The sequence below is a fragment of the Dyadobacter sp. HNCC25DJ183 genome (genome assembly GCF_056895175.1).
Map to the genome: position 1 here is coordinate 238593 of NZ_JBXHAP010000003.1, position 20420 is coordinate 259012.

Genomic DNA, 20420 nt, shown 5'->3' on the forward strand with positions numbered 1-20420 from the left:
TGAATGAGCATAAATACTGACGAGATAATCAAGAAAGGAGAGGGGCTGACTGTTGAGTTCAAGAGTAAGATTGACAGTCCGGCCAAGATAGCGAAGACCATTGTTTCATTCGCCAATACTTCGGGCGGCATATTGCTGGTCGGTGTGGCGGATACGGGTATTGTAACCGGCGTACCTTCCGAGCTGACCGAGTTACAGAAGCTGGAAAAAGCATTGACAGATTACATCGAACCCAATCTATTGGTACAGATCAAATCCCAGACATCAGCGGGCAAAAAGCTGCTCGTTGTGGAAATCAAGGAAAGTGAGGATAAGCCGCATTATGTGTTGAATGAGCGTGGAGCACGTACCATTTATATCAGGGTAAAAGACAAGAGCGTCCCTATTCCCAAGCTGCTGCTTTACAATGATGGCGATGGGCAAACTGAAAAGTTACTGGCAAACCGCCATGTAAAAACATTGGTCTCTTACCTTAAAACGTCCGATTCAGTTTCAGCAAAGTTATTTTCCCGTATGATCAACATCTCAGAAAAGCGGGCTGAACGGATGTTGCAGGACCTGGCTGCCCGGCAGATTTTGTTGAAAATACCGGGAACAAGACCGGAGATATTCAGTTTGAAATGGACTGAATGAAAAAAGGATCAGCACTCGGCTGATCCTTTTTCGTTTCATTTAGTTGATTCCTACCAACTCAAGCTCAAAGATGAGATCCTGTCCCGCCAGCGGGTGATTTGCATCCAGAACTACGGTGTCCTCGGTAACTTCGCGTACAACGACCTGAATAACCTGGCCACCATCCTGATGCATATTCAGGGTGCTGCCGATTTCAAGAGGGATATCAGAAGGAATCTGGCTGCGATCGAAATTGATGATCATATCTTCATTGATCGGGCCGTAAGCTTCTTCGTTGGGAATGTGGATCGTCTTTTTGTCACCAACTTCCATCCCTGTTACACCGTCATCAAATCCTTTGATAACCTGTCCGCTGCCTAATTGGAAATTGAGCGGGTCACGGCCTTCCGATGAGTCGAAAAGCTGTCCGTCCGGTAAAGTGCCTTTGTAATGTACCTGTACATTATCTCCTGCCTGCGCCTGCTTCATTTTGCTTTTTCTTAAATGGTTAAAAATATCCAGCCTTCCGGATGATGTACAACTGGTGATAAAATTAGTATGCCCTTGCAAAAACGACCCTGCCAGTCGAAGGTTTACCTGAGTAAATGCAGGTTCCTGCCTCTTCTTCCTGATCCAGGGGAATGCAGCGGATTGTTGCCTTGGTTTCTTCTTTGATTTTTTCCTCTGTTTCGGAGGTACCATCCCAATGTGCCAGGATGAACCCGCCTTTGGTATCCAGCACTTCGTTAAACTCTTCAAACGTATCCACTTTATGCGTATTCTCTTTGCGGAAAGCGAGCGCTTTGTTGTAAATGGACTCCTGGATATTGTCCAGAAGTGCTCTTACATGCTCAGCAATTCCATCGAGGCTCACTGTTTCCTTGGTTTTGGTATCTCTCCGTGCCACTTCGATGGTGCCATTTTCAAGATCCCGTCCGCCAAGAGCCAGCCTTACAGGAACTCCTTTCAGCTCATATTCCGCGAATTTGTACCCAGGTTTGTACGCGTCGCTTGAATCGTACTTAACAGAAATCCCCATCTTTTTCAGCTGCTTCGTAATCTCTGCAACCTTATCTGAAATCTGCTGCAACTGTTCTTCATTCTTGTAAATAGGAACGATTACAACCTGGATTGGTGCCAGTTTCGGAGGCAGTACCAGGCCGCTGTCGTCAGAATGCGCCATGATCAGTGCGCCCATCAAGCGTGTACTTACGCCCCATGAAGTTCCCCAGACATATTCAAGTTTACCGTCCTTATCCTGGAATTTTACATCAAATGCAGTCGCAAAGTTCTGGCCCAGGAAGTGAGAGGTACCCGCCTGCAATGCTTTTCCGTCCTGCATCAAAGCTTCAATGCAATATGTATTTTCCGCCCCTGCGAAACGCTCGTTGGCTGTTTTAATTCCTTTTACTACGGGTAGCGCCATCCATTCTTCTGCAAATGTGGCGTACACTTCAAGCATTTGCTCGCTTTCAGCAATTGCTTCCTGTGCAGTAGCGTGCGCGGTGTGTCCCTCCTGCCACAAGAATTCAGCTGTTCTTAAAAACAAGCGCGTCCGCATTTCCCAGCGTACCACATTTGCCCATTGATTGATCAGCAAAGGCAGGTCGCGGTATGATTGGATCCAGTTTTTGTACGTGCTCCAGATAACCGTTTCCGAAGTCGGGCGAACAATGAGCTCTTCTTCCAGCTTTGCATCCGGGTCAACGATTACTCCTTTTCCATTCGGGTCATTTTTCAGACGGTAATGCGTTACAACGGCGCATTCCTTCGCAAAGCCTTCCACGTGCGAAGCTTCTTTACTAAGGTAAGATTTAGGGATAAAAAGCGGGAAGTAGGCATTGGTGTGGCCCGTTTCCTTGAACATATCGTCAAGTGCCCGCTGCATCTTCTCCCAGATTGAATAGCCGTAAGGTTTGATCACCATACAACCTCTGACAGCAGAATTTTCAGCCAAATCAGCACGTTTTACCAGCTCATTATACCATTCGGAGTAGTTTTCACTTCGTGTTGGCAGGGATTTACTCATTATTAGGATTATTTTGTAATGAAAATGGAGTATACTGCTATAAATGCTCTTTTTTGCAGCAGTTGCAAAGATAGTTTTTTATGTTAACTTTGGAATTAATGTCATGTAACAGGCGTTTACTTACTAGTTTGGAATAGATTTTATAACTATATTAGCAACAAACATTTAATCCTTTAAAGCCATGAGTACAATCAACAAAGCAAAGCATCTTTCTTTGCTTATTTTGCTGGGAGCTTGGGGATGTACCAATAATCAACAGATATCGCGTTCGGGTGGATACGACGACCTATACGGTGGCGGTCCTGCTTCGGGGGTAGTAACGAGAGACAGAGGTGCAGATCAGGAATTATCCCGCACGGACAACCCGGATTACAGCTATACAGGTGAATACGCTGAGAACGGAACAAGTGATTATTACGACGAATCGTACTTGTCATCGCGAGGTGCCAAACGTGCGATTTCAAGCGATGTAGGTTATAATGCAGGTTTTGTAGACGGTTATAATCAGGCAAGCCGGTTCTCTAATTTCGGAGGAATGGGCTCTTACTGGCCAGGTATGATGAGTGCAGGAATGCGCTTCGGATATGGTAACTCAATGCGTTTCAGCCCTTATATCGGATTTGGAATGGGTTCAATGTTCGGATATTCTCCATTTGGTTACTCTCCCTGGGGTGGTAGTATGATGGGATACGGAATGGGCTACGGAAGTATGATGGCTTACGGTTATGATCCGTTTGGTTATAATAGTCCATGGGGCCTTGGAAGCCCTTACGGATATTATGACGGCTTTTACGGCGGCGGATACGGTTTCGGAGGAGGTTACGGCTACTCGCCGTGGGCTTACAGCCGTCCGGTTATCGTAGTGAACAGTCCTGAAAGAGGCGTTTCCAGGACATATGGCCCGAGAGTTGTTACAAATGGAACCCACGGCGTAAGAAATGCAACATCAGCTCCGTCACGGTCTGCTGGTGGTGTTACAGGTGACAGAGGTGGAAGACGCGCTTCGAATGCGATTTCTGCAAACGATAATTACGTTTCCCCAAGATCGTCAAGATCCTACAACAGAGGTGAAGTTTCAAACCCGGGTGGAAGAACTGCTAATAGTGGTTATTCTTCACGCGGAAGCAGCGAGGGTAACAATGTATATTACTCGCGTCCACGTCAAGCCAATGCAAGCACGTATTCTGAGCCAAATTCAGCAGCAACAGGCAGCTATACGCCAAGGTCGTCAAGAAGCAGCAGTACATATAACTCGCCTTCTTATACACCTTCAAGAAGCCAGTCTGACTACAACAGTCCTGCCAGAACTTATACGCCCTCAAGAAGCGAATCGTACAGTGCGCCGACCCGTACTTACAGTGCACCAAGTTATAGCGCGCCTTCAAGAAGTTACAGCGCACCATCTGGTGGCGGCGGTGGAGGAAGAGTTTCAAGCCCTTCTTCAAGAGGACCAAGATAACTGAAGTAATGTAATTTTATTACATATAGAGACCCTGCAAAATGCCATATTTTTGCAGGGTTTTCGTTTAAATGAGTGTTAAAGTTCTTAAATGCTATTTTTCAACATCGACATGAAAAAACCGTTTAGCGGATCACTACTCGCATTGAGCCTGTTAGTGTCCTCCTCAGCTTTCGCGCAATATGCGACCGACGCGTTCAGATATTCAGAGATAAACCAGACAGGGACAGCCCGTTTTCAGGCAGTTGGCGGAAACCATGCTGCATTAGGCGGTGATCCCAGTGCTATCAGCGGAAACCCCGCAGGGTTAGGCTTTTACAACAGGTCGGAAGTTACATTCAGCCCGGGGCTTAATAGTATCAGTACAGACAGCAAGTACATTGACCGGGTCACCTCCGCGGCAAAAAGCACAGCCAATGTGACCAGCGCGTCGCTGGTAATAACCAGCCAGCCGGGCTTTCAACGCAAATGGAAAAGAACGTCACTCGGGATTTCGTTCTCCCGTCAGCAATCTTTTCAAAACAGGTTTACATATCAGGGACTGAATAACAGAAGCTCTTTCCTGGATCGTGCTGTTGAAGACGCAAATGGCGTTGGCTGGACTGACGAAGATTATAACCGGGAATTGCAGGAAAATCAGGGTACATACCGGTACCTCGACCACGCCTACTATCAATTGCAAACCATTTTTCCAACCAACTTCGTTTCTACTACCGAAGGATACGGACCGCCTTACGGTCGCGATGATGCGCGGAATGCAACATTGCAGCAAGGTGACTTTGATTCAAAAGGAGCAAATACTCAATGGACCATTGCCTACGCAGGTAACTACAATGACAAGCTTTACCTCGGTGGCTCGGTAGGGTTCAGCCGGATCAGGTATGAGTACACGCATATGCTCCACGATTCGATCATTAATGCAACCGTATTCCATTCTACGACGAACACAGAAGACCTTAAAGGTACCGGGAGTGGGCTGAATGCTACATTCGGAGTGATCTACAAATTCTCTCCATTCATCCAGGCGGGGCTGTCGCTCACTTCGCCGACTTTCACGGCTATGCGGGAAACATTCAACAGGAGAGTGGGCGCGAATTATATCCGCGGATCGATCACGAATGATAACGGTCAGGATATCGGGCCGACCCAGAGCAGCGTCTCGCTGGTGCCCAACGATTTTGAATACTCGATCGTAAGTCCATTCCGCGCATCTGCAGGTGCTACGTATTTCATCAGTAGTAATGGTTTCATTACGGGTACGCTTGAATACGTGGGCTATTCTGGAATGCGCCTTCGGACGAATTACCTGACTGACGAGGAGAACAAAAACTTCCGCGACAACAACAATGCGGAAGTGAAGGATGTGTATAAAAACGTAATAAATGCGAGATTGGGAGGAGAGTACCGCTTTGGAATTATGCGCGGCCGGCTTGGATTTGCCTACATTGCCGATCCTTACGCAGAGCGTCTCGATGGAATCAAAAGAGACAAGCTGATGTATTCGGCAGGTTTGGGGGTGCGTGTTGATCGTTTCTTCGCTGATCTTTCCGGGACTTATTCTGTCTTTAAATCTACTTATACGCCTTACACGCTGGAAGATCCTGCCAGATATTTTACAGCGAACATTTCGAACAAACCTGTAAATATGGTCTTAACACTCGGTGTAAATTTCTAAGTTACAATAAAGGGCGAAGTGCATTCAACAGCTGATTCACTTCAATTTCACCGCTCAGACTCAGATGCGCCTGCTGGTAAAACGGCAGGCGCTCTTTTATTTTTTGCTCCAAAGTTTCACGCAGGGAAGTAGCGCCAGAGAGGATCGGGCGATCGTCTTTTCCGTGGCTCTCGATACGTCGCGCAAGGTCAGCTGCGGTTACATCGAGAAAAACACTGATACCCATTGTATTGATCACCTGCATATTGTCGAAAAAGCAGGGAGTGCCGCCACCGGAAGCGAGTACAATGTGCTGCCGCAATGCTATTTCTTTCAGGACGCGGCTTTCAACATCCCGGAAATAAGATTCTCCTTTTTCCGAAAATATCGACGGAATATTCATTTGCTGATCTTTTTCAATCAGCTTATCCAGATCTACAAACTGAAAACCAAGCAATCGCGCTAACTTTTTGCCAAGCGTTGTTTTGCCTGACGACATCATTCCGACCAGAATTACATTCTTCATTTCAATCAGTCGGATTATTTAACAAGGTTCAAGACTTCGTCAGCTCCTGGCGTATCATTATAATGCCATTTTCCTTTCACAGTTCCGTCTTTCAAAAGCCAGAGCCCAGGGTTGGAGCGCATGATCGTTTTTAAAACTGTCGCGTCGACGTAATAAAAAGGTGCATTGAGCTGATGCGCATTCAGGAATGCCACAATTTCTTCGCTGTTACCGGAAGTCAGGATAATGGGCTGTATCCCTTTTCCACGAACCGCATTGATCAGTTTATTAATGTCAGGCAGCGCGGCTGTATTGATATCAGTCAGATTCTTGATAATGAGAAAAAGCTTGTTGCCTTTGAAAGTTTCCTCCGTAAAGTCGCCTTCATCATTCCAGACTTTATAATCTGTGATCTTAGGTTTTGCATCCTCGTTGAGGACAATCATTTCTTTGAAAACAAGTGTCGTGTCGCTTGGATATTGCTCGTACTCCACCGTTTCGCCTTTCTTGTCAAATATATAAAGATACCTGAGAGGCTCGGAGGGTTTAAGCTGCGCAGGAATATTGGCGCCCACACGATACGGGAGCAGGTCCAGGATAGGTAAATGACGCAATGCGTACACCGCAATACCAAGTGAGACCAGGGTTGAAATAACCACGATAATACCCGTAGGAAGTGCACGAAATTTCTTTCGGTAAAAAACGATAATGAGAATTAATGCAAGCAGAAACAGGTCTTTCCCAAACGAAGTCCAGGGCGTAAGCTTAATAGCCGCTCCGAAACAGCCGCAATCGGTCACCTTGTTGAAGTAGGCAGAATAGAATGTGAGGAACGTGAAAAACAGGATGATCAGCAGCAGCAGCCAGGAAATTGTCCTTGGCTTGTAAGCGACCAGCAATGCAATCCCGAGCACGACTTCTGCTGTGCAAAGAAATACGGAGAAGTACAGCGCCAGTGGAACCAGCCCCATGAAAAAATCATGGAATGCGGGAAGATCGGTAGCGAACACTTCGAAGTATTCTTCAAGCTTGTATTGAGTCCCGATCGGATCATTCAGCTTGATGAGTCCTGAAAAAATGAATAGAAGCCCCACGATGACGCGGGAAACCTGAGCAAGAATTTTCATTTGAAAAGCTGTATTAATGAAGCTTCGGTTCAATTGGTATGTAATGCATTGGACTTGATCAGGCAGAACACCGAATAATTAATGATATCCTGGTAGCCTGCTTTTACACCTTCTGAAACGATCGTAAGTCCGTTATTATCTTCTATTTGTTTAATCCGTAACAATTTCATCAGGATAATGTCTGTCATTGAACTCACGCGCATATCCCGCCAGGCTTCGCCATAATCGTGATTCTTGTTGAACAGCAGCTCAGCCACTTCATTCACCTGCTTGTTATACAAGGTGGTCAGGTCTGATTCGTCGATCTGCTGGCCCAAACTGTCTATCTGGATCAGTGCCATTACACAGTAGTTGATGATCCCGATAAACTCTGAAGAGACATTTTCATCCACTTTCTGTACGCCTTTTTCCTGTATAGTGCGGATTCTCTGGGCTTTGATAAAGATCTGATCAGTAATGGACGGGATGCGCAGAATCCGCCAGGAGGTGCCGTAGTCCTTGTTTTTTTTTGTAAAAAGATCTTGGCAATACTGAATGATTTCCTGATATTCCGATTCGGTGGATTTCACTGTTTTGAGTTAGTATTTAAACAAATCTATGCTGCAAGTTAGCAAAAAAACGCTCAACATCCGGGGCAGGATCGTCGATCTGAGCCGGCCTTTGGTGATGGGAATTCTTAATACCACTACAGATTCCTTTTTCGGAGGAAGCCGCGCAAATTCTGAGGATGAAGTAGTTGAGCGCGCAGGCACAATGCTTTCAGAAGGCGCGGACCTGATTGATGTAGGCGGATATTCCACGCGACCGGGAGCAAAAGATATTTCTGTTACAGAAGAATTGGACAGTATTTTAACCGCGCTGAATGCGATTACTAAGTTTTTTCCCGAAACCGTTATATCCGTCGATACTTTTCGTTCTGAAGTTGCAAAAGAGGCAGTAGCCGCCGGGGCAAGCCTGATCAATGATGTTTCGGGCGGAACGTTGGATTCCGGGATGTTCGAAACGGTGGCTGAGCTGCGGGTTCCTTATGTGCTGATGCACATGCGCGGCGAGCCACAAACAATGAACAAACTTACCCATTATGATCACGTGGTACGGGACATTTTGAAGGATTTGCAAACGAAGATCGCCGCATTGCGTGCACTGGGGATTGCAGACATTATTGTAGATCCCGGATTTGGCTTTGCAAAAACAATCGCGCAGAATTTTGAGCTGCTGCGCAATTTGAGTGAGTTTGAACAGTTAGGTTATCCGGTACTGGCTGGTTTGTCCAGAAAATCGACCATTTACAAAACCCTCGGAGTAGCTCCCGAGGATGCATTAAACGGGACCACCGTCCTCAACACACTGGCACTCGAACGCGGCGCTTCCATACTGCGCGTACACGATGTGAAGCAGGCTGTAGAGGCGGTAATACTCTGGTCAATGGCCGGAACAGTTAGAAATTAAGTAGTAATTTAGTCGCTGAAATTTATAGATTGTCTTATGCGTGTGGGTTTTCTAAACATTAACTGGACAGATGTCCTGGATGTTTTTCTGGTTGCGATTTTGCTGTATCAGGTGTATACACTGGTAAGAGGAAGTATCGCAAGCCGCGTGTTTTTAGGATACCTGTTCGTGTACGTTTTTTATCTTGTTGTTAAAGGGCTGGGTTTAGGGCTGCTGACTGCCATTCTGGAATATTTTATGGGGGTCGGGGCAGTCGCATTGATCGTGATTTTTCAGCAGGAGATCCGGCGGTTTTTGCTCATTATCGGTAAATCAACCATTTACACCAATAATGGGTTTTTGAAAAAGATCATCGGCACCTCGGTACTCGACCAGAAAGCGAAGAACCTGAAAGAAATCGTTGACGCAAGTAAAACCATCGCTGCCAACTTCACAGGTGCATTAATTGTAGTTAATAAAAGGGATGATCTCACAAAGTTTATCGAAACAGGCGAGTTGCTCGACGCAAGGGTTTCGAAACCATTGCTGGTGTCGCTTTTCAATCAATATAGTGAGCTGCACGACGGTGCTGTGGTAATTGTAGACGGTGTGCTGAAAGCTGCCAGATGCGTGTTGCCCGTTGCCGACGGAGTGGATGTTCCTTCTTCGCTGGGTTTCCGCCACAGAGCGGGAATGGGCATGAGCGAAGCCACAGATGCAATTGTGATTGTTATCTCAGAGCAGACAGGAAAGATATCCCTGGCAGTGGAAGGTGTACTGCACGGAAACATTCCCTATAATGAACTGGAAGCTCGCATTGAGGAGTACTTATCGTCTGACTTACAACGTATGCCCAAGTAAGTACAGTTAAAATCTAAATTTATTTACAAGGAAGTTTGGCTATTTGTGCTCAAATCTCTATTTTTGCACACCAAAATGAGAAATTGAAAAATATTAATACGAAATGGCAAATCATAAATCAGCATTAAAAAGAATCCGCGCTAACGAAACAAAACGTTTGCGTAACCGTTACCAGCACAAAACCACACGTTCATACATCAAAAAACTACGCGAGACAACTGACAAGACAGTAGCTGTTGAAGTTTACAAAACAGTGTCTTCTATGTTGGACCGTTTGGCTAAGAAAAACATTATCCATAAGAAAAAAGCTTCTAACCAGAAATCGAAATTGGCGAAGCATATTAATTCTTTGGCAGTAGCAGCTTAAATTTCTACTGATGAAATCACCCCGGTAGTTTAACTATCGGGGTTTTTCTGTTATATTGCGAATTAGATAAGAGAAACCTTGCTTGCCGTCCAGCGAAGTAAGGTTTCTTTTGATTTAAAGGAGTTTCATTTTAAAGCCACCTAAAACCTAAGATTCTTTTTATGAAAAAAGTCGCATTATTTGCTGGTTTAGCAGCTTTGGGTAGTATTCCGGCAGTTGCTCAATCGCCCATCACCTTCAATGCCCGTGGATTGGTTGTTGTTTCAGATGCCGATATGTCGGCTTCCGCATTTGTTGATGGTAAGTTATTAAGGGACAACACTTCGAGGGATCAGTTAAGCACCATTAAATTCCCTGTTGAGCGGGGCAGTAAAGGATTAGGTACCGCAATGGTATCCAATTCGGCGCTGGGCTATTCGAAAACACTGGCCGTTCCCGCAAGCGGCGGACTCGCCTACGTGCTGGAAAATCGCGTGAGACCGGAAGACGGTGTAGCCGAATACAAAGATCCTTACAAGGAATTTCCGGTAGGAGAGAAGCTGTTTGTTGTAGATATCACGAACCTGGCAGCTCCGAAAGCGAAATTTGGTTTCCCGGTGGGCAAAAAGCCGACTTCAATCGATATTAATAAGAATGAGTTGATCATCTCCACGAGCGACGCAGGTAAGGAGCTCGTGTTTATAGAAGCTGGTCCCGATGGAAAGCCAGCCCGCTTTCTGAACCTGCCGGCTGCCATTGATTCCTCTAACAAAATTATAGACCTGTCGTGGCACCCTTCCGGTGATTTCATTGCATTCACTTTAGATAACTCCAATGAAGTGGGTCTGTACAAAGTGATCAGAGAGGCTGGAAAGCTCAAAAATGTGGAAATGGTTGGAAAACCTGTGAAGGTTGGTACAGAACCTTCGTTTGGAAAATTCACACCTGACGGAAAGCATTATCTCGTCCTTGATACCAAGGGAGCACAGGGAAAGGCCGCTGGTGACGGTGAGGTTGTCGTAGTTGATTTTTCAATGGATGGTTCAACTGAGCACAAGGTATCCGGTCAGGCTGCTGTTGGTTTGAACACAGGTTCATTTGCAATAAGTCCCGATGGCTCGATGCTTGTTACTGCAACGTCAGGCAAGAGCGGTTCGCCATGGACAGAGGCAGGAGCGGGGACTGGCGCTGCATTAATCTTGTATAAAGTAGCGGCCACCGGTGCATTGACCAAAGTGGCTGATTACCCGTTCCAGGGTATTTATCCGCAGAGCGTCGCATTCGATAAAGACGGCTCGAACGTGGCAGTTACCGTTTTTGAATACCTGCAATATGGTAACAGCAATGGCGGAGTTGAATTCTGGGCAGTAACAAAGGGGGATACACCTGCATTGAAAAAGCAAGGTGCCTCAATCGGAGTTGGAAAAGGTGCGCATACCTTACGCGTCATTCCATAAGTAGCATACAAGATAGTTGACGGGGCAGACTGGTTGATCCGGTCTGCCTCATTTGTTTAGTTAACCCGGACATCCGAAATCAGCGTGATTTTTGTAGTTTTGCGGTCTCATTCATAAATAATCGGTTTTTAAGATGATTACGGTTCAAAACGTATCGTTGAGATACGGTAAAAGGGTATTGTTCGACGAAGTAAATATAAAATTTGTCCCTGGTAACTGTTATGGTGTGATCGGCGCCAATGGAGCAGGGAAATCCACTTTTCTGAAAATTCTTTCGGGAGAAATCGAGCCGCAAACGGGTAATGTAAGTATGAACCCGGGCGAGCGGATGACTTTCCTGAAACAGGATCAATATGAGTTTGACACGTATTCTGTGATGGATACTGTGATTTTGGGACACGAAAGGTTGTACAAAATCATGAAAGAGCGCGAAGCTATCTACGAGAAAGAAGAATTCACTGATGCTGACGGAGAAAAAGCGGCGGAGCTGGAAGCAGAGTTTGCCGATCTGAATGGTTGGGAAGCGGAGACCGAGGCTGCACAGCTGTTGAGTGGTCTGGGTCTGGGCGAAGATCAGCACCAGATGATGATGGCGGATCTGAACTCCAATGACAAAGTAAGAGTACTGCTGGCACAGGCACTTTTTGGAAACCCGGATGTTCTGCTGCTTGATGAGCCAACTAACAACCTTGACGTTGAAACCGTGTTGTGGCTGGAAAACTTCCTCGCAGATTTCAAAAATACAGTTATCGTAGTATCCCACGACAGGCACTTCCTCGATGAAGTTTGTACGCACGTGGTAGACATCGATTTCAGCAAAGTCCAGATGTTCTCTGGTAACTATTCATTCTGGTACCAATCCAGCCAGCTGGCTTTGAAGCAGCGTCAGGATGCTAACCGCAAAGCGGACGACAAACGCAAGGAGCTCGAAGAATTCATTCGCAGGTTCAGTGCAAATGCATCTAAGTCCAAGCAGGCTACTTCCCGTGCGAAGCTTTTGGAAAAGCTGACCATCGATGATATCAAACCTTCTTCAAGGAAATATCCGTACATCGCATTCAAATCGGAGCGGGAAGTGGGTGACCAGCTGCTGCGGGTAGAAGGCTTGTCTAAAACTGCCGAGGATGGTACAAAGCTGTTTGATAACCTGAGTTTCACTGTCAACAAAGGCGATAAGATTGCATTTGTAAGCAAGAATGTAATGGCAATCAGTACGCTTTTCGATATTATCAGTGACGTTCAGAAAGCAGATAAAGGCACATATACCTGGGGAGTAACTATCACAAAATCATATTTCCCGAAAGATCCTGCACAGTTTTTTGACGTTGACCTGAACCTGGTTGACTGGCTGCGTCAGTACTCGGAAGAGAAAGATGAAAGCTTTATCAGAGGGTTTTTGGGAAGAATGCTCTTCTCAGGCGAGGAGTCTCTAAAAAAGGCAAAAGTGCTTTCCGGAGGAGAAAAAGTACGTTGTATGCTGTCGCGTACCATGCTGTCAGGCGCGAATGCATTGGTTCTGGATGATCCTACCAACCACCTCGACCTGGAATCGATTACCGCATTGAACAATGGACTGATTGATTTTACCGGCTGCCTGTTGTTCTACTCTCACGATCACCAGTTCGTTCACACGATTGCCAACCGGATTATCGAAATCGGACCAAAAGGTATCCTTGACAAGCTAATGAGCTACGACGACTTCCTGACGGACGAAACCGTGAAACAGCAGCGTCAGAAATTATATTAACATCACGCTGCATTGCCAAAAAACAAAAGAGCTGATCACATTGATCAGCTCTTTTTGTTTACACTTGGTAATCGTTAATTATCGTAACTTAAACCATATTGTTTCAAAACGTCGGCCGGTATACCTTCCCAAACATTCGGTGTATTGCCCATGTAACCCAGGGCAGCGATACCGATTTTGGATGTGTAATAACCTGAGGCAGTCAGGTTGCGCATTAAGTTGAAGAATGCAACTCCCTGGCTGTAAATTGGCTTCGCCTTTTCAGGGTAAGCAATATCATCAACAATTTGAATCTGCTGCGCCTTTGTTGCAAGAGTGAATATTTTGCCAAAACGTTTGCTTGACTCCCTATCCAGCCACTTCAAGCCTCCGCGTAAAGGTGTCTGGTTTTGCGGCATATCTTTCACGATGAATTCAATGAAATCAGGTACGCCGGCTTGCGTCGCGCTGCCTGATTTATCATCTGCTGGAATAATAATGTCGACCAGCACTTTGATGGTAGCCATTTCGGCCGCAGTAAGGAATTTCTCCTTCATCAGCCTGGCGTCGCGTATTGCTTCGTCTTTTGTTCTTCCACCCGGTATTTTGAGCGGGGTTTCCGGCGGCATTTGTGTTTCCAGCTCTCTCTGCTCTGCAAGTGCAACCTGCGGACTAAGTGCTGTTATCCCCAATGAGCTGAGGGTTAATGCTTTGAGTGAATCTCTGCGTTTCATATATCGTGATTTGAAACTTTGTTCAAACAATTAAATATTTTTCTGTTTTACCTGATTGATGATGTAATCGGAAGCTCTCCACGACAATGCGAGGATCGTCCAGGTTGGATTTTTGTCAGCCTGAGAAACAAATGAACCTCCGTCAACCACGAATACGTTTTTCGCATCGTGCGCTTGCGAAAATTTATTGAGCGCAGATGTTTTCGGATCGTCGCCCATACGCACGGTACCCACTTCGTGAATAATGCGGCCTGGGGCAGCAAGTCCATAGTTGGTATCCGCACCCGGTTTTACACCATTAGCCACACCGCCCAGTGCATGAATAATCTCTTCGAAGGTATCGTGCATGTGTTTGGCCTGCTTGATCTCGTAATCCGACCATTTGTAGTGGAAGCGCAAAACAGGGATACCATATTTGTCAACAACCGTAGGGTCGATCTCGGCGTAGTTATTGAAGTCGGGAACAGCTTCGCCGCGACCTGCCATACCGATATTTGCTCCGTAAAAACGACGGTAATCTTCTTTCAGTGATGAACCATAGCCACCTGCGGGTTTCATCGTGCCGGCTGCGGTTGGATATTTTCCATTCAGGTTTTCAATTCCTGAACCGAAGCCGTAGCTCGGCATTCCCATTCCACCGCCGTATTCAATGTGGTAACCTCTTGGGAAATCCAGTTTTTTGTTGTCCAGCCACCAAGGGGTATAAACGTGCATTCCACCTACGCCATCTTCATTGTAGCGTTTTCTGTCCATTAAATGTGGAAGGAATGCGCCGCGCGATGCGCCTGTTGAATCGTGCAGGTACCGGCCAACTACGCCGCTCGAATTGGCTAGTCCGTTTGGATGGCGCTCCGATTTCGAGTTCAGCAGCAATCTCGCAGATTCAGCTGCGCTGGCAGCAAGTACTACCACTTTTGCTTTAATAGTATGTTCGGTAAGCTTTTCTCTGTCCACATAAGAAACGCCGGTAGCGAGTCCGGTAGTTGGATCAGTAAGTACCTCGCGGCACATTGCATTGTTGATCAACGTCACATTTCCTGTTTTGACCGCAGGGATACAAAGTACGGAAGACGATGAAAAGTCAGCGTAAGCCTGACATGCGCGTGAGCACTGGCTGCAATAAAAACAAACTCCACGCTGGTCATTGATAGGTTTTGTCAGGATCGAAAGGCGCGAAGGTATCACAGGTACGTTTACCTTTTTACCTGCCTGCTTGATAAAAAGCTCGTGCAAACGCGGCTTGGGCGGAGGCAGGAATATGCCGTCCGGCTCGTTATCCATGTTTTCAATTGTTCCGAAAACCCCGATCAGCTTATCTACCTGGTCATAATACGGTTTAACGTCATCGTAGCCGATAGGCCAGTCGTCGCCTAATCCGTCGATGCTTTTTCTTTTAAAATCTTTTGGACCAAAACGCAGTGAAATACGGCCCCAGTGATTGGTACGGCCACCGAGCATGCGTGACCGGAACCAGTCAAATTGCGTTCCGTTTTTGCGGGTATAGGGTTCCCCTTCAATTTCCCAGCCACCCCAGGCTGCGTCAAAATCGCCGAACGGACGGTGATTACTTGCGCCGCGGCGAGGTGATTCGTAAGGCCATTTTAGTTGTGTAATGTATTTAGGATCAGCAGGGTCAAAGTATCCGCCGGCCTCTAAAAGTGCAACCTTTGCGCCCGCTTTTGCAAGTTGATAGGCTGCCATTCCACCTCCTGCTCCGGAGCCCACAATGCATACATCAAAAACGGTAGGTTGTTCTTTGATTTGAAACATAGGTAAAGGGTTATTTAGATAGTATTTTTTGATCAATAAATATAAACACGGTTTAAATAACAGCCGCCGTTGCCTTCAACATTCAAGGTTATTTAAAAAGAATCTAAATGAGATGGTGCCGGAATTAATGGACGGGAAAGTATTTTTGCAACAAAAAACGCGATAATCCATTGGCTGAGATCGGAGAAGACATACTGGTTGCAAAAGAGTTTTTGATAAAAGGAGAACTGGTAGGTATACCGACAGAAACGGTGTATGGACTAGCAGGCAATGCACTTAATGAAAAGGCAGTTCTGTCCATTTTCGAAACCAAGAACCGGCCAGCATTCGATCCCTTGATTATCCATACGGATTCAATTGCCAAAGCGAACAATTTCGTAGCAAATTTTCCACCTGCCGCACAGGCGCTGGCGGAGCAATTCTGGCCAGGTCCGCTGACTTTGCTGCTGCCCAAAAAGAGCAATGTACCTGACCTGGTAACTTCGGGATTGGATACCGTCGCCGTGCGCATTCCGCGTCACCCGGTTTTGCTGGAACTGTTGCGTTTACTGGATTTCCCGCTTGCTGCCCCGAGCGCCAATCCGTTTGGCTATATCAGCCCCACCGCCGCCGCCCATGTTAACGCGCAGCTGGGTGATCAAATACCTTATATTCTTGATGGCGGGACCTGTGAAGTAGGAATAGAGTCGACGATCGTGGGTTTTGAGGATGGGGAAGTGGTTGTTTTCAGGTTGGGTGGGCTTGATGTACGTGAGATTGAAAAGGTAGCAGGGAAGGTGCGGCTTACTGCGGTTTCCTCGTCAAACCCGAAAGCGCCAGGTATGCTCAAAAGCCATTATTCGCCCCGCAAATCGTTGAGAATGCTAACCCGGGAGGAAATGCATTCAGTTAATGCAAGAGAAATGGGCTATCTGCTTTTTGATCGTTACCTGGAAAATGTGGACAGAAAATACCAGTTCGTGCTGAGCGAAACGGGCGACCTGCGGGAAGCTGCACATAACCTTTTTGCCTATCTCCGCGAACTCGATAAGTCCGACGCAACAGCGATCGTTGCAGAGTGGGTACCTATGGCCGGCCTCGGACTCGCCATCAACGACAGGTTAAAGAGAGCCGCGGTGCAGGAATAGGGTAGTATCTATTTAAAAAAATGAGGATGGAAGTTCATCAGGAAAACTTCGTCGGTAGCTCTCGTGATCGCAGTGTACAGCCACCTGATAAACTCTGCATTGATCTGCTCCTGAGGCAAGTAACCCTGGTCGACAAATACAGAACTCCATTGCCCGCCCTGCGCTTTGTGGCAAGTGAGTGCGTAGGCGAACTTTACCTGCAATGCATTTAAAAAAGGATCCTTGCGCAATGCTTCCAGCCTTTCCTTATTGGATTTGATATACAAATAATCCTGCTGCACGCTGTCGTACAGCTTCCGGTTATCCTCCGACGACATCGAAGGGGAAGATGAATGCAGTGTGTCAAGAAAAATCTTCGCGTCAAATTCCGGCTGCTTTTCATAGTCCGTGAGGCGCAGGGTTACGTCTGCAAACCGAAAGCCATGTATTTCCTGCGTTTTCCTGATTTTGAGGAGTTCCACAAAGTCTCCGTTTGCTATGAAACCGGCGGGCGAATCTTCATCGAGGATGTTATAGTTGTTGCGCACCACCATTAGCCGGTCGCCCGCGTCCAGTTCTTCTTCCGAGAAGTTGATCACCCGACGGATAAACTCATTGTACTGCACAGCAGATTTATTGGAGCGCGTCAGGATAATCGCGTTTTCCTGTCCGTACTTGTCGTAGGCATAGCGCAGTCCTTCTTCCAGCCGCTCGCCGGTCATTTTATAAACATCTTGAAAAGAGCGTGTTGTAATTTGTATTTCCGGAGTTTCTGAGGCGAGCTGTTCACGCAGCAAAGTCGCATTGTAGAGAATGCCCGATTGCTCGTCCTGGCGCATTACCTCCTTTAATTCCTCCTGAAAAACAGACATATAAAACGTTTGTTCCAGATATTCCCTGTCTAATGCGGGACTCAGCTCTTTACCCACAGGCGGCAGCTGCGCCACGTCGCCCACCAGCATAAGCTTGTTTCCCGGGTTCTCGAAAACGAAATCGATCAGATCGGCCAGGAGGCTGCGACTGCCGAAGTCGGCTTCATTGGTGATCATGGAGGCTTCATCTACGATAAACAGCGTGTTATCATGGTAATTCTTTTGCCGCTGGAATGTCAGCGTGCCAGAATATGCGTCGGCTGTTTGTTTGTAGATCTTCTTGTGGATCGTCAATGCGATCTTATCTGAGTACCCGGACATTACCTTGGCCGCGCGGCCGGTCGGTGCCAGCAGTACGGATTTGTAGCCGAAGTTTTTGAGTACTTTAATTAAGGTACTGATAATGGTAGTCTTACCAGTTCCTGCATAACCTTTCAGCAAAAAACAATCGCGGTAACGTTCCAATCCTTTTTCCTCAACCAAAAAATCATTGGCTTGTTCAAAGAAACGCAATTGGCCCTCAGTGGGTCTGAAAGGGAATTTTTTTCGCAGCAGCTGGGAAGGCAGCATTTTATCGGTATCCATAGAGACGAATCTAACGGAAGCTTTAACAATATCAAAATGCCTCTGATGTAACAAAAATATACTCAGAATTAGTTGGACTTTAACAGGTCGATTGCCTATATTGAAAATCCTTTTATCTCACAACCCCAAACCTAAACATCTATGCTAGTACAACATGTAATGGGCAACAAGCCTGTCAATGCGATTTGGTCGGTTACGCAGGACAACACAGTGTTTGAGGCTCTTGAACTCATGGCCGCGAAAAACATTGGTGCAGTTTTGGTATTGGAAGATGAAGAATTGATCGGAATTTTTTCCGAAAGGGATTATGCGAGAAAGGTGATCCTGCAAGGCCGCGCGTCGCGAGATACTTTGATCAGGGAAGTAATGACGAGCAAAGTAATCACAGTCGAAACACTTGACAAGATCGAAGAGTGTATGCAGATTATGTCTGACAAACACATCCGCCATTTGCCTGTTAATCAAAATGGTACATTGGTCGGTATTATCTCGATCAACGACATTGTATCAGCCATAATCCACGAGCAGAAAGAGCATATCAGCACGCTTGAAAGCTACATTTCAGGTAGTCCTTACTCCTGAAATTGATCTGAATCTAACTTGCTATTCTTTTCAAGTCAGCACGGGCATTGAGTCCGCAGGGTGAACTATATCTTGCCAAATATGCCGGGATAGTTATATTTGTTCTTCAAAAACAGGCTTTGCAAACGGTCGGGAAAGAAATAGCAGAAGTGTTCGGAGGGCGTGTGCGCGTCCGTGCTTGCGGTATCTGCATACGGAATGAACGCATTCTGATGGTGCGGCACCAGCTTTACGGGGCCGACGAACCTTTCTGGAGTCCGCCGGGAGGCGGTGTTCAGCTTGGCGAGCCGGCGACCTTCGCATTGGTCAGGGAAATAGCCGAAGAAACAGGCCTGAAAGCAGAGGTAGGCAGGTTGCTTTTTGTAAATGAGCACATTCAGCTGCCGCTACACGCGATCGAGTTGTTCTTTGAAATCCTGCAATTTCAGGGAGATATTACCAGGGGAATTGACCCGGAACTTGCCGCGGGTGATCAGATCATTGAAGATGTAGCTTTTTTGACAATTGATGAGATCAAAAGATTGAAACCGACACAGGTTCATAGCTTATTTACTAACCTGAATTCGTTGCAGGACATTTTTGAAATAAACAAATACATTCCCGCCAACTAAAACTGGAATGTTATACAGAGCAATTATCCCCATTTATTGTGGCAAATACTGAAAACCAGGTCATTGAAATCATCCCTACCTTACTGGTAGGAGATCAGACCTTTGACCCGGCCAATATTCCTTCGAGTACGCTATGCATTGAAATCGGTGATCAGCAGATCCGTTTTTGCATTGTCAAGGAAGAAAATATGGAATGCGTCTGGCTGGAAGATTACACGCTGGACCAAACCCTTACTCAGGAGGAACTTTTTGAGAAAGTAAAAAGAGTTTTTACGGGACATTTGCTGTGGTCTTCCAGTGCCTGGAAATCAGTTCGCGTTGCCGTCAATTCCGGACTTTTTAGTCTAGTTCCAAGTCTGCTTTTCGATGAGCAGAATACAACCGGTTACCTTTCGTTCTCGGCCGGAAACGCCCCATCTAAGCAGGATATTGTGTTGCATCACGAGCTGCCGCTCGTTCATGCACATACCATTTTTTCAATGCGGCAAAGCTGGCACGAATGGATATTGAACCATTTCAGATCTTCGCACCTTTCATTTTACCATTTTACCAGTCCGCTCGTAATCGGTGCATTGGTGAGCCACCTCGAACATCAGGAAATCCGGATAGTATCGCTCTACTTTGAGAAAGATCAGTTTACACTCACAGTAACCGAAAGTCAGCAGCTGATCCTATGCAACCGGTTCAGGTTCAAAGAAGTACATGAAATGGCTTACATTGTCCTTTTTACATTGGGACAACTGGGCTACGAGCCCGAGGAAGTAAAAGTGCTTTGCTACGGGGAAATCTCGGCGACTGCGGATGCATACCAGGAACTTTCGCATTTTCTGCCTGGCTTGCAAATAGGATCGCGGCCAACTACATTGAAGTACAACAGCCAGTGCGCCGAAGTACCCGGCCACAGGTATTTTGGTTTATTTAATACCTATCTTGTCTCATCTTAGGCTTATAACTAT

The 20420-nt window shown here is 46.4% G+C and carries 20 protein-coding genes; 12 read left to right on the plus strand and 8 right to left on the minus strand.

Going from position 1 to position 20420, the window contains the following annotated elements; genetic code table 11:
- The first annotated feature begins 3 nt into the window (after positions 1–3).
- Positions 4–633 (plus strand): AlbA family DNA-binding domain-containing protein, encoded by a 630-nt coding sequence (locus tag AC1XTG_RS08465; RefSeq protein ID WP_484841654.1) that lies wholly within the window; start codon positions 4–6, stop codon positions 631–633.
- A 39-nt stretch (positions 634–672) separates the two neighbouring features.
- On the opposite strand, the gene AC1XTG_RS08470 is transcribed toward AC1XTG_RS08465, so the two are convergent.
- Both AC1XTG_RS08470 and proS read right to left on the minus strand, forming a co-directional pair.
- Positions 673–1101: an FKBP-type peptidyl-prolyl cis-trans isomerase gene (locus AC1XTG_RS08470; protein ID WP_056289853.1), complete on the minus strand. Its 429-nt coding sequence runs from the start codon at positions 1099–1101 to the stop codon at positions 673–675.
- 64 nt (positions 1102–1165) lie between these two features.
- Entirely contained in the window at positions 1166–2641 is a 1476-nt protein-coding gene (gene proS / locus AC1XTG_RS08475) for a proline--tRNA ligase (protein ID WP_484841655.1), read from the minus strand.
- A gap of 181 nt (positions 2642–2822) precedes the next feature.
- On the opposite strand from proS, the gene AC1XTG_RS08480 reads away from it, so the two are divergent.
- Both AC1XTG_RS08480 and AC1XTG_RS08485 read left to right on the plus strand, forming a co-directional pair.
- On the plus strand, positions 2823–4100 hold the full coding sequence (locus AC1XTG_RS08480; protein WP_056289846.1) for a hypothetical protein: 1278 nt from the start codon (positions 2823–2825) through the stop codon (positions 4098–4100).
- Positions 4101–4212: 112 nt separating this feature from the next.
- Positions 4213–5775 (plus strand): OmpP1/FadL family transporter, encoded by a 1563-nt coding sequence (locus tag AC1XTG_RS08485; protein WP_484841656.1) that lies wholly within the window; start codon positions 4213–4215, stop codon positions 5773–5775.
- 1 nt (position 5776) lies between these two features.
- Here AC1XTG_RS08485 and AC1XTG_RS08490 read toward each other — a convergent pair whose 3' ends face one another.
- Genes AC1XTG_RS08490 through AC1XTG_RS08500 form a run of 3 tightly spaced genes read right to left on the minus strand, consistent with a single transcriptional unit; the run spans position 5777 to position 7955 of the window.
- Positions 5777–6280, minus strand: coding sequence for a shikimate kinase (locus tag AC1XTG_RS08490; protein WP_484841657.1), 504 nt, complete (start codon positions 6278–6280; stop codon positions 5777–5779).
- 14 nt (positions 6281–6294) lie between these two features.
- Complete coding sequence (locus AC1XTG_RS08495) at positions 6295–7386, minus strand: BT_3928 family protein (protein WP_484841658.1); 1092 nt, start codon at positions 7384–7386, stop codon at positions 6295–6297.
- 29 nt (positions 7387–7415) lie between these two features.
- A complete protein-coding gene (locus AC1XTG_RS08500; RefSeq protein ID WP_484841659.1) occupies positions 7416–7955 on the minus strand; it encodes a DUF1599 domain-containing protein in 540 nt (179 codons plus the stop codon).
- A 28-nt stretch (positions 7956–7983) separates the two neighbouring features.
- On the opposite strand from AC1XTG_RS08500, the gene folP reads away from it, so the two are divergent.
- The 5 genes from folP to AC1XTG_RS08525 all read left to right on the plus strand — a co-directional run bounded on the left by folP (position 7984) and on the right by AC1XTG_RS08525 (position 13225).
- Entirely contained in the window at positions 7984–8835 is an 852-nt protein-coding gene (gene folP / locus AC1XTG_RS08505; protein WP_484841660.1) for a dihydropteroate synthase, read from the plus strand.
- A 36-nt stretch (positions 8836–8871) separates the two neighbouring features.
- The gene (gene cdaA, locus AC1XTG_RS08510) at positions 8872–9675 is read left to right on the plus strand and encodes a diadenylate cyclase CdaA (protein ID WP_031527290.1); all 804 of its coding nucleotides are present in this window, start codon (positions 8872–8874) and stop codon (positions 9673–9675) included.
- A 103-nt stretch (positions 9676–9778) separates the two neighbouring features.
- Entirely contained in the window at positions 9779–10042 is a 264-nt protein-coding gene (rpsT, locus tag AC1XTG_RS08515; protein ID WP_056289828.1) for a 30S ribosomal protein S20, read from the plus strand.
- A gap of 161 nt (positions 10043–10203) precedes the next feature.
- Positions 10204–11478: a lactonase family protein gene (locus AC1XTG_RS08520; protein WP_484841661.1), complete on the plus strand. Its 1275-nt coding sequence runs from the start codon at positions 10204–10206 to the stop codon at positions 11476–11478.
- Positions 11479–11611: 133 nt separating this feature from the next.
- Entirely contained in the window at positions 11612–13225 is a 1614-nt protein-coding gene (locus AC1XTG_RS08525) for an ABC-F family ATP-binding cassette domain-containing protein (RefSeq protein WP_056289821.1), read from the plus strand.
- 74 nt (positions 13226–13299) lie between these two features.
- Here the strand turns inward: AC1XTG_RS08525 and AC1XTG_RS08530 are convergent, their stop codons facing one another.
- Both AC1XTG_RS08530 and AC1XTG_RS08535 read right to left on the minus strand, forming a co-directional pair.
- Positions 13300–13938 carry a gluconate 2-dehydrogenase subunit 3 family protein gene (locus AC1XTG_RS08530; protein WP_484841662.1) on the minus strand — a complete coding sequence of 213 codons (639 nt, stop codon included), beginning with the start codon at positions 13936–13938 and terminating at the stop codon, positions 13300–13302.
- Positions 13939–13968: 30 nt separating this feature from the next.
- On the minus strand, positions 13969–15708 hold the full coding sequence (locus AC1XTG_RS08535) for a GMC family oxidoreductase (protein ID WP_056289816.1): 1740 nt from the start codon (positions 15706–15708) through the stop codon (positions 13969–13971).
- A gap of 170 nt (positions 15709–15878) precedes the next feature.
- Here AC1XTG_RS08535 and AC1XTG_RS08540 point away from each other — a divergent pair, with 170 nt between their 5' ends.
- Positions 15879–16835, plus strand: coding sequence for an L-threonylcarbamoyladenylate synthase (locus AC1XTG_RS08540; RefSeq protein WP_484841663.1), 957 nt, complete (start codon positions 15879–15881; stop codon positions 16833–16835).
- Between the two features lie 8 nt (positions 16836–16843).
- Here AC1XTG_RS08540 and AC1XTG_RS08545 read toward each other — a convergent pair whose 3' ends face one another.
- Positions 16844–18271 (minus strand): ATP-dependent DNA helicase, encoded by a 1428-nt coding sequence (locus tag AC1XTG_RS08545; RefSeq protein WP_056289809.1) that lies wholly within the window; start codon positions 18269–18271, stop codon positions 16844–16846.
- Positions 18272–18412: 141 nt separating this feature from the next.
- On the opposite strand from AC1XTG_RS08545, the gene AC1XTG_RS08550 reads away from it, so the two are divergent.
- Genes AC1XTG_RS08550 through AC1XTG_RS08560 form a run of 3 tightly spaced genes read left to right on the plus strand, consistent with a single transcriptional unit; the run spans position 18413 to position 20408 of the window.
- A complete protein-coding gene (locus tag AC1XTG_RS08550; protein ID WP_031527281.1) occupies positions 18413–18853 on the plus strand; it encodes a CBS domain-containing protein in 441 nt (146 codons plus the stop codon).
- A gap of 47 nt (positions 18854–18900) precedes the next feature.
- On the plus strand, positions 18901–19464 hold the full coding sequence (locus AC1XTG_RS08555; RefSeq protein WP_484841664.1) for an NUDIX domain-containing protein: 564 nt from the start codon (positions 18901–18903) through the stop codon (positions 19462–19464).
- 38 nt (positions 19465–19502) lie between these two features.
- Positions 19503–20408 (plus strand): DUF3822 family protein, encoded by a 906-nt coding sequence (locus tag AC1XTG_RS08560; protein WP_484841665.1) that lies wholly within the window; start codon positions 19503–19505, stop codon positions 20406–20408.
- The last annotated feature ends 12 nt before the right edge of the window (positions 20409–20420 follow it).

Bases quoted from the DNA above. Each gene is read 5' to 3' on its own strand.
- AC1XTG_RS08525 (WP_056289821.1), top strand. From the start codon at position 11,612: ATGATTACGGTTCAAAACGTATCGTTGAGATACGGTAAAAGGGTATTG.
- cdaA (WP_031527290.1), top strand. From the start codon at position 8,872: ATGCGTGTGGGTTTTCTAAACATTAACTGGACAGATGTCCTGGATGTT.
- AC1XTG_RS08485 (WP_484841656.1), top strand. From the start codon at position 4,213: ATGAAAAAACCGTTTAGCGGATCACTACTCGCATTGAGCCTGTTAGTG.
- proS (WP_484841655.1), bottom strand. From the start codon at position 2,641: ATGAGTAAATCCCTGCCAACACGAAGTGAAAACTACTCCGAATGGTAT.
- AC1XTG_RS08545 (WP_056289809.1), bottom strand. From the start codon at position 18,271: ATGGATACCGATAAAATGCTGCCTTCCCAGCTGCTGCGAAAAAAATTC.
- AC1XTG_RS08495 (WP_484841658.1), bottom strand. From the start codon at position 7,386: ATGAAAATTCTTGCTCAGGTTTCCCGCGTCATCGTGGGGCTTCTATTC.
- rpsT (WP_056289828.1), top strand. From the start codon at position 9,779: ATGGCAAATCATAAATCAGCATTAAAAAGAATCCGCGCTAACGAAACA.
- AC1XTG_RS08550 (WP_031527281.1), top strand. From the start codon at position 18,413: ATGCTAGTACAACATGTAATGGGCAACAAGCCTGTCAATGCGATTTGG.
- AC1XTG_RS08490 (WP_484841657.1), bottom strand. From the start codon at position 6,280: ATGAAGAATGTAATTCTGGTCGGAATGATGTCGTCAGGCAAAACAACG.
- AC1XTG_RS08465 (WP_484841654.1), top strand. From the start codon at position 4: ATGAGCATAAATACTGACGAGATAATCAAGAAAGGAGAGGGGCTGACT.
- AC1XTG_RS08530 (WP_484841662.1), bottom strand. From the start codon at position 13,938: ATGAAACGCAGAGATTCACTCAAAGCATTAACCCTCAGCTCATTGGGG.
- AC1XTG_RS08520 (WP_484841661.1), top strand. From the start codon at position 10,204: ATGAAAAAAGTCGCATTATTTGCTGGTTTAGCAGCTTTGGGTAGTATT.
- folP (WP_484841660.1), top strand. From the start codon at position 7,984: ATGCTGCAAGTTAGCAAAAAAACGCTCAACATCCGGGGCAGGATCGTC.
- AC1XTG_RS08470 (WP_056289853.1), bottom strand. From the start codon at position 1,101: ATGAAGCAGGCGCAGGCAGGAGATAATGTACAGGTACATTACAAAGGC.
- AC1XTG_RS08480 (WP_056289846.1), top strand. From the start codon at position 2,823: ATGAGTACAATCAACAAAGCAAAGCATCTTTCTTTGCTTATTTTGCTG.
- AC1XTG_RS08535 (WP_056289816.1), bottom strand. From the start codon at position 15,708: ATGTTTCAAATCAAAGAACAACCTACCGTTTTTGATGTATGCATTGTG.